10 protein-coding genes are annotated in these 8,687 nt (G+C 34.4%); 3 read left to right on the top strand and 7 right to left on the bottom strand.

Annotated elements, in window-relative coordinates:
- Nucleotides 1-446: 446 nt before the first annotated feature.
- The 4 genes from K6343_01505 to K6343_01490 all read right to left on the bottom strand — a co-directional run bounded on the left by K6343_01505 (nucleotide 447) and on the right by K6343_01490 (nucleotide 1,362).
- Entirely contained in the window at nucleotides 447-596 is a 150-nt protein-coding gene (locus K6343_01505) for a hypothetical protein (GenBank protein MEF3244651.1), read from the bottom strand.
- Nucleotides 526-723 carry an integrase core domain-containing protein gene (locus K6343_01500; GenBank protein ID MEF3244650.1) on the bottom strand — a complete coding sequence of 66 codons (198 nt, stop codon included), beginning with the start codon at nucleotides 721-723 and terminating at the stop codon, nucleotides 526-528. The genes K6343_01505 and K6343_01500 overlap by 71 nt, the downstream gene beginning before the upstream one ends.
- Nucleotides 724-934: 211 nt before the next feature.
- Nucleotides 935-1,168, bottom strand: coding sequence for a hypothetical protein (locus K6343_01495; GenBank protein MEF3244649.1), 234 nt, complete (start codon nucleotides 1,166-1,168; stop codon nucleotides 935-937).
- Nucleotides 1,169-1,272: 104 nt separating this feature from the next.
- The gene (locus K6343_01490; protein ID MEF3244648.1) at nucleotides 1,273-1,362 is read right to left on the bottom strand and encodes a hypothetical protein; all 90 of its coding nucleotides are present in this window, start codon (nucleotides 1,360-1,362) and stop codon (nucleotides 1,273-1,275) included.
- A gap of 425 nt (nucleotides 1,363-1,787) precedes the next feature.
- Between K6343_01490 and K6343_01485 the strand changes: the two genes are divergently transcribed.
- The 3 genes from K6343_01485 to K6343_01475 are packed head-to-tail and all read left to right on the top strand — an operon-like array spanning nucleotide 1,788 to nucleotide 5,409.
- Entirely contained in the window at nucleotides 1,788-2,630 is an 843-nt protein-coding gene (locus tag K6343_01485; GenBank protein ID MEF3244647.1) for an FAD binding domain-containing protein, read from the top strand.
- 2 nt (nucleotides 2,631-2,632) lie between these two features.
- Nucleotides 2,633-3,100 carry a (2Fe-2S)-binding protein gene (locus tag K6343_01480; GenBank protein MEF3244646.1) on the top strand — a complete coding sequence of 156 codons (468 nt, stop codon included), beginning with the start codon at nucleotides 2,633-2,635 and terminating at the stop codon, nucleotides 3,098-3,100.
- The gene (locus tag K6343_01475; GenBank protein MEF3244645.1) at nucleotides 3,100-5,409 is read left to right on the top strand and encodes a molybdopterin-dependent oxidoreductase; all 2,310 of its coding nucleotides are present in this window, start codon (nucleotides 3,100-3,102) and stop codon (nucleotides 5,407-5,409) included. Before K6343_01480 ends, K6343_01475 begins: the two co-directional genes overlap by 1 nt.
- Before the next feature lie 49 nt (nucleotides 5,410-5,458).
- Here the strand turns inward: K6343_01475 and K6343_01470 are convergent, their stop codons facing one another.
- The 3 genes from K6343_01470 to K6343_01460 form a co-directional block, all read right to left on the bottom strand.
- A complete protein-coding gene (locus tag K6343_01470; GenBank protein MEF3244644.1) occupies nucleotides 5,459-7,336 on the bottom strand; it encodes a phosphoenolpyruvate carboxykinase (GTP) in 1,878 nt (625 codons plus the stop codon).
- Nucleotides 7,337-7,397: 61 nt separating this feature from the next.
- Complete coding sequence (locus K6343_01465) at nucleotides 7,398-7,907, bottom strand: transcription repressor NadR (protein ID MEF3244643.1); 510 nt, start codon at nucleotides 7,905-7,907, stop codon at nucleotides 7,398-7,400.
- Nucleotides 7,908-8,687 (bottom strand): MFS transporter (locus K6343_01460; GenBank protein ID MEF3244642.1); only part of this gene is annotated, 780 nt, incomplete at its 5' end.

The raw sequence follows: 8,687 nt of genomic DNA, 5'->3' as shown, positions 1-8,687 counted from the left end.
CTTGTAAGGTACGGATCATTATTTTCTAAAATACTATTTATATTCATTTCAAATTGTTCTCTACTCTCAAAAGTTGAAAAATATTCACTGAAAAAATCTTCATGATCCTTAAATGCTTTTTCTGTATTTTCATTCATCTGCTCTTCTGCAACATTAATGAAGTTCATAAAACCTCCTTACCTATAAGAATTGGTAACTTTATTTATCTTTAGTCTTTTTAATTTTGCAACTATTATTATAATTTTCTCTATAAATTAATATTAATTTACCAACATCTTCTTCATTTTTAACACTGATTAAATCAAAAGGTCCTGGATTATTTATCGCCATATTTACTTTATTTTCTTTTTTGCATACTTTTTTAATTCATTGCTTTTTTTGAACTCCTATATTGAGTCTCATAAAAATGGTATCATACTTCAAATATAATAGTAATGTAGTGTTCCCTAAATTGGGTGACTGTAAAACTTTTTATCATCATTTTTACTTATACCAAAATTAAAAATTTTGTCAAGAGTAAGAATGTTAGGAACCTTTAAGTCTTTTGAAAGTCTTCCTCCTTGCAGTTCTTTTATTCTTATAAGGAGTAAGCCCATTTAAACCCATATGAGGTCTAAACTTATTGTAGTATTCAACATACTTTTTTAAACCATCACTCATATCCTCTAACGTGAGGTAGAAGTTTCTATTGTAGAACTCCTCTTTTAACGGTTCTATGGAAATTCTCCTTTACCATTTGTTTGTGGTCTTCTTTTTCTTGTGAGTTTACGCTTGATTTTATTTTTAGAGAGAATTCATCAATGATATGAGAATTTGGAGATCCCCTTATGTTAGTGAATTCTAAGCCAAAATCTCTCGTATTGATTGAATTCTAAATTCAAAAAGTTGGCTTACCTCTCAAAAGATTAGAGGCTTTTTTATTGCAGTCTTCCTCCTATAGAGTTTTGCATGAGCAATTCTTGTAGCATTCTACTAATGTAAACTGATATACTCTTCCCTGACCTTTGAGGTTTCCTACATATTTTACATCTATATGCACCATTTCAAATGGCTTCTTCAACTCAAACCTAATTGTCTCTTTTTCTTCTTTAAATGTTGGTAATTTGTTTAAATTTCTTCTCTTTAAAACATTATGCTCTATGAGGTAAAATAAAAAGTTCCTCTCCATTATAACTTATAGGCAATTCTTAACGGACCAAAGGGAGTATCAAGTCTCAGTAAAACTCATAGATCCTCAACAGAAGAAGATATCCTTCTTCTATTCTTCAATGCTTAAGCTTTTTTGTTTATCAGTCCAACTCTACCGCATTCCCGGTATCTTTTTAACCATTTGAAGAAAGTTTTCCTTGAAACACCAAACATTTCTTATTTTTTAACTTGACTTTCCTTTCTTAAGATACATCTCTACCATCCGAAGTCACATTAATCAAGCTATTTGTGATATGGAAGCCTACAAGTGGTTCCTCCTTTCAAATGTATTTTAGGGTATTATACCCTAACTTTGAGGAGTCACCCAATTATGGGATTAGCACAACTCAAGGTTCCCTGTACTTGGGTTTCTTTAAAAACTTTAAAACAATTTTATATTAGCCAAACAATTAAAAGATTGCTAAACCAATAAAAGGCAAAATTTTTAGTAAATAAATTTTCTTTATTTTAGAAGATTCTCTCTTCTTTGACGGTCAAAATAACCCTTAAAAACAACTAAACTCTAATAAGAACGCTAAATATTTTTTTCTAATAAATTTTTGTTATAATAATCTTATAAAAATGTTAAGGAGGAATAAATGCTAAAGCTAAAAAGTGTAGAAGAATGCTTTTACCCCAAGACATTAGATGAAGCGTTAACATTGTTAAAAGAAAAGGGTAATGAAGCAATGCTTGTTGGTGGAGGCTTACACATTACGGTCTTTCCTAACCCAACGATTAAGAGTTTAATTTTTCTTGATAAAGTAGGCTTAGATTATATAAAAGAAACTGAAAATGCAGTTGTAATTGGGGCTACAGCGAACATTACAGAGGCTACAGAAAATGAAATTATAAAGCGCCTTTTTTCGGGAATGCTTTCCGAAGTACTCTCTACAATCGCTTCAGAACTTCTCAGAAACCAAATTACTTTCGGTGGCTCAATTGCCCAAAGAGAACCTTACTCAGATGTTGCAACTCTTTTACTTGCTCTTGATGCAACTTTGGTATTGTTTGATGGTTCATCCAAAACAATGAAACTTTCGGAATTTTATGAGCAGGATTTTAGAAGCATACTTAAAAACTCTATAATACAAGAAATCATTTTTGAAAAAGGAAAAGCTAACGGAAAATTTAAAATGGAACGTTTTATAAGAAACGCAACTGATATAGCACTTTTCAATATGGCAGCAAAAGGTGAAATTGAGGATGGCTCCATTAAAAATATCTACATAGCATATGGCTCAAGACCGATGGCAGCTACAAGATTTAAAGAGTTAGAAGAATTTTTGAGAAATAAATCTCTTGATGAAGCAATTATTTCTGCTCCAAAATTCGCTCAAGAAAAAGCTTCTATCGCAGGCGATGTAAGAATCTCTGAAGAATACCGAAGAGAACTTACTTACACATTTACTAAAAGAATTTTAGAATCCTTTAGGGGGTAAAGATGAAAGTCCATTACAAAATAAATGAGAAAGACTACTCTTTTGAGATTCACCCGGGAAAAGTTCTACTCGACGTATTAAGAGAAAATGGCTTCACCGAAGTTAAAGGAAATTGTTATATGGGCACGTGTGGAGCATGCACTGTTATCATAAACGGCGCTCCAAAGACAAGTTGCACTGTTCTTGCAGCACAAGTAAATGACGCGGAAATAATAACGATTAAGGGCATTGGTAGTGTTTTAAAACCACATCCACTTCAAGAAGCGTTTATCAAAAAAGGTGCAGTTCAGTGCGGCTATTGCACTCCAGGGACAATTCTTTCGGCATATGCACTCCTTCAAAAAAATCCAAATCCAACTGATGAAGAAATAAAAAGGGCAATCGATGGAAACTTATGCAGATGCACAGGTTATGTGCAGCAAATTGAGGCAATAAAATTTGCAATAAAACTTTTAACGGAGGAAAAATAATGGAAAACAAGGTAATAGGTAAAGACGTCAATAAAATCGACGCTCTTGGCCTTGTAACAGGAGAACCAGTTTTTACTGACGACATCAAACTTCCAAATATGCTCCACATAAAATTTCTCTATTCTCCTCATGCAAACGCTATCATTGAAGACATTGACACAAGCGAAGCAGAAAAATTACCTCAAGTCCATCTTGTGCTAACATACAAAAATACTCCGCAAGTATGCCATACAACGGCAGGTCAAGGATGGCCCGAACCTTCACCATACGACACTTGCATGTTTAACAAACACGTAAGATATGTAGGGGAAAGAGTCGCTGCTGTTGCAGCAGAAACAGAAGAAGCAGCCCAAGAAGCCTTAAAACTTATTAAGGTAAAATATAATGTTTTACCTAAGGTATTTGATCCAGAAGAAGCGTTGAAAGATAGCGCCGTTAAAGTTCATGAAGAAGAATACATCCAAGGTGTTGTGGACCCAAAAAGAAATCTTGTTTCTCATATTGAAGTAAAAGCAGGCGATGTAGAAAAAGGTTTTAAAGAAGCTGATGTTGTTGTCGAACATACTTTTGAAACCCAATTTGCTCAACACTGCCCAATTGAAACCCATGCAACAATCTCTTATCTTGACGAAAATGGAAGAATAGTAATAAGAACTTCTACACAAGTGCCATACCATGTGAGAAGAATTGTAAGCCAGGTGCTTTCAGTTCCACTTTCAAAGATAAGAGTTATAAAGCCAAGAATTGGTGGCGGTTTTGGAAGCAAACAAGAAATAATACTTGAAGAAGTATGTGCTTTTGTAACACTTAAAACAGGAAAACCTGCAAGAGCTGTATATACAAGAGAAGAAGAATTCATTTCATCAAGAACAAGACACCCAATGAAAATTACAGTCAAAATTGGAGCTAAAAAAGACGGCAAATTTACAGCGATAAAGATGTATGCTTTGAGTAATACAGGTGCATATGGAACACACGGTCTTACTGTTGCATCAAATACTGGTTCAAAAACTTTACCCCTTTACAATAAAGCCCCAAATGTCGAATTCATAGCAGATGTAGTTTATACAAATCTTCCCGTGCCTGGAGCATACAGAGGATACGGTGCAACACAGGGCTATGCCTGTTTAGAGCAAGTAGTAGATATGGTTGCAGAAAAACTTAACATTGATCCTATTACAATTAGAAAAATCAACCACATTAGAAAAGGAGAAACTTCACCAATATTTGAGGCTCTTGGAGAGGGTAGAGAAGGTGTAGTGCAGTACATAGAAAGCGAGTCAATTGACACCCTCATTGATATTGGTGCAAAAGAAATAGGCTTTTTTGAAAAATGGGGTAAAAAAATTAGAAATGGTTCAAAAGTAAGAGGTGTTGGAATGTCATTACACATGCAAGGATCGGGCATTCCAAAAATTGATATGGGGTCTTCTATTATTAAGTTAAACGAAGATGGATCTGTAAATGTCCTTTATGGAGGCACAGACATTGGCACTGGGCTTGACACAGTAGTTGCACAAATCGTAGGAGAAGTTTTAGGTATTAAACCAGATTCTGTTATTGTCTACCCTTCTGATACAGATATAACTCCGTTTGATAAAGGCGCATATGCTTCATCTGGAACGTATATCTCAGGTGGGGCAGTAAAGGCTGCGGCAATTAACTTAAGAGACCAAATTCTTAAAGTTGCAAGAGAAATGTTTAAAGAACTAGATTCAAAAGACTACATATTAGAAAATGGCTTTGTTATAAGTCCAAGGAGCGCAAAAAAGGTAAGTCTATCAGAGATTGCATACGATACACTCTATGTCAAAAAACAAAAACAACTCATAGGTATAGGTTCATTTATGTCAGAGTCTTCTCCTCCACCATTTGCTGCTCACTTTGTTGAAATAGAAGTAGATGAGGAAACAGGAATCATTACACCAATTAAGTATGTTGCAGCAGTTGATTGTGGAAAAGTAATTAACCCAGAACTCACGAGAGGACAAATTATCGGTGCTATCGTAAATGGCATTGGTTATGCCCTTAGCGAAGAATACAAGTTCGGTGAAAATGGAAGGATGCTTAACCCGAATTTCTTTGATTACAGAATTCCCTCCTCAAGAGATGTCCCAGAGATACTCCCCATAATTGTAGAAACATTTGATCCAACAGGACCTTTTGGTGCAAAATCAGTTTCAGAAATAAATATTAACGGGCCCATCCCTGCTATTGGAAACGCACTTTTTGATGCGTTAGGAATAAGATTAAATAGTTCTCCCTATACACCAGAAAAAGTTTTGAAGGCAATAAGAAACAAACAATAAAAATAAGGGGGCTAAAAGTCCCCCTTTTAACTTATTAAGTTCTCAAAAACTATCTTACAACTTCAAATTTTGTTGGTTCAATGTATTCACCAAATTTGTCTTTTGCTTCCAAAAGACGTGTTCTTTCTTCATCGTATAGTTCAAAAACTCTGACGGGAACAAATTTTAATTTTGCATAGATATTCTTTAATCTTTCAATCTTAGATAGGTTTTCATTTACCCTAAGTGTAAACTGCTTTATGTAGTCTTCGTATAGATAATCTTTATTAAGATACTCCTTAAAAAGGATTTTAAGATCATCGTAAAGAGGAATTAATCCTATTGGTGTTTTAATTGCCATTACTTCATTGTGGACTCTTTTTTCCATCCACTTCATCCAGACTTTTTTATCATTTTTTTCGTTTAAAAACGCCCCGTTTTCATCCTTTAAGAAATAATTTACAGCAAAAATTTTTGGTTTCTTTAAAAGCTTTTTTCCAAATTCAAGGTTTGCTTCGATATACTTGCCTATAGGGATCGAAAGAAAATCAAGGTTTGACATAGGATTGAATTGTCTTATCCCAACTGCACCTAAGGTTGCAGCAGTTGTCTCTGACTCTATGGAAGCACCTTTTAAGACGATGCCATGTTCCCAGTCAAAGGCTTCACATACGGGATTCCAAGTATCCGAGTCTCTTCCACCATAAATGATACCAGAAATTTCAACTCCATCAGGATTGTCTAAATTTTTGTCTATATTTTCTAAAGCTTCAAGTGAAACTGTAAATCGTGCATTTGGATGAGACGGAGGAATAGGTTTACCTTTTTCATCCACCTTACCTAAAAACCATTCGGAAGAGTGATTAATACCTCTTTCTGGAATTGGTCCGTCGTGCCCATCCCAATAAACTGAACCGTCAGGAAGCATAAGGACATTGGAGAATATAATCTCATTTTCTGTATGTAGTGTGCGCCATTGGATTGGATCATCTTTAGAATTTATTCCTTGTATGATTCCAAACATACCCTTCTCAACATTTGCAGCCCTTGCAACTCCATTTACTTCACGAATATATGCAATATCATCTCCAACAATAGACTCACCTTCTAACATGGCAGTTGAAGTCTTCCCACACATAGAAGGGAATGCACCAGTAAAGTAAGAAACTCTACCATTTGGCCCATTGACTCCCATTATTAACATATGTTCATTAAGCCAGCCTTCGCTTGCAGCTTTTTTGATTGCAAGGCGCATCGCAAGTTTTTTAAGTCCTATTGTGTTGCCACCATACTGAGTGTTAGCAGAATAGACTACTTCCTCTTTAAGGTCAATATAAACACGTCTCTTGTCAAGATTTTTACACGTTTTCCTTTCATCAAGTTCTCCTTCAGAGTGAACGAATTTAAAAAAGCCTTTAAAATTACTTCCACGTCTTAAAAACTCATTATAACCTTGTCTATAAAGGATATTTTCGGAGTGTGCAACATACGGAGAATCTGTTATTTGCAGTGCAGGTATTGAAAAAACAGAATTTTCTGGTGCAAGCACAAAAAACAGAACAAGCATAAGTCTGCCATTCATAATATTTTTTAAGATATCGTGTATTTCATATAATAAAGGGCTTCTTGCTCCTGTTTCAATAAATTCATCAATGTAATCACCTTCATCCAAAAGGATTTTAGTATTTTTCTTATCTCTTCCTTGGTCATAGTAAGAATCAAAATGAACCGTGTGACCTTTCATCTTCAAGGGCAACTCTTCTTCATCTAAAAGTGCCAAATTCCTTATGTATTCTAAGTCTTCAGCGCTTCCATTGGATACAAATACACTTTTTGGATTCATGAGTTCAACGTATCTTAACACAAAATCATTCAAATAAGAGTTGTTGAGTTTTAACAACTTTTCAAGACTTTTTTCATCAAATTTTTTCATTAAATCTTCTTTCATGATGCCTCCTTGTATTCTATTATACAAGCAGACGCTAAAAGTTAAAATTTTCTTGAGTTAATTAATACAAAAGAAACCCTTCTTCCTTTAAAAGTTTTTCAATTTTATCCAACTGTTCGTTAGTTGACGCACCCACCGTATGCAAATGAACTCCATTAGAAAGGCTCATTAAAGGCACTGCCTTTGAAGTTTCCATTTTAGAAAGAAAGGCTTTTACATCTTCAATTGTCCTAATATTAAGCATTCCTCTTATTTCACCATACAGCGGGTGCTCGACAATTACATCAATAACTTCCCCACCATTATTGACAATTATTGATAATTCCTTAAAAATATCTTCTTTTGAATGTCTTACTGCTAACACTCTTTTAAAAGGAGGCTCTCTTTTATTTAAAACATAACCTCTTGCTGTTGAAATTATTTGATAACCACGACTTTTAAGGACCGCTACATCCTGCACTACAACTTGGCGAGTTATGTTTAATATGTTTGCAATTTTACTCCCACTTACAGGAGCGTTTTCTTTCTCTAAAATTTCAATAATTTTTTCAAAACGGGACTCTTTATCCATTTATCCTATTTCCTTTGCTTTTGTCTCAACTCCACCTAAAAAGACCCATATAGAGGCAATAAGGAGTATTACTCCAAGAAATGTTATAGCAAAGATAAGGTTTTTATTAAAGAGTAAGGAAATATAAAGAGGAGCAACAATGCCTGCAAGTCTTGCGAATGATCCTGCAGATCCATTTGCAGATGCCCTAAATTCTGTTGGAAAAAGTTCAGGAGTATAAGCATAAACAACTCCCCAGGCACTCATGCAGAAAATTGTCATCAAACTGCCATTGACAAGTAGTGTCGTATTACTTGAAGATCTTGCAAAAAAGTAAGCCATAACTCCCGTTAAAAGAAAAGAGAAAAATAAAGTTAGCTTTCTTCCAACTTTTTCGATTAAGTAAGCGGCAAGTAAATAACCTGGAAGTTGCATTACAAGGAGAGTAAATACATACAGAGTAGAAGTTGTCAAATTTGTATTAATGAGTTTTGAAATAACTTTCGGTAGCCAAGAGAAAAACCCATAATAAGCAAAAGATACGGCAAACCACATATACCATACCATTAGGGTTCTTCCTGCATAGCCTTTTTTAAAAAGATTGGCTAAGGGTACTCTAAATGCCTTTTCTTCTTCAATTTCCAATTTTTCAATTTCTTTTATACCAATTTTTTCGAGGTTTTTATTTAATTCATCAAACCTTTTCTTCTTTAAGAGAAATTTTATCGACTCTGGAATACTAAAGAGAGTAAAAAGAAAAACTAAAGAGAAAATAAAGACATAGTAATCAAGTTGCCAATT

The sequence above is a fragment of the Caldisericaceae bacterium genome (assembly GCA_036574215.1).
GTDB lineage: Bacteria > Caldisericota > Caldisericia > Caldisericales > Caldisericaceae > Caldisericum.
Note: the sequence above shows the minus strand (reverse complement) of the source record. Positions and strands in the feature narration are given on the sequence as shown.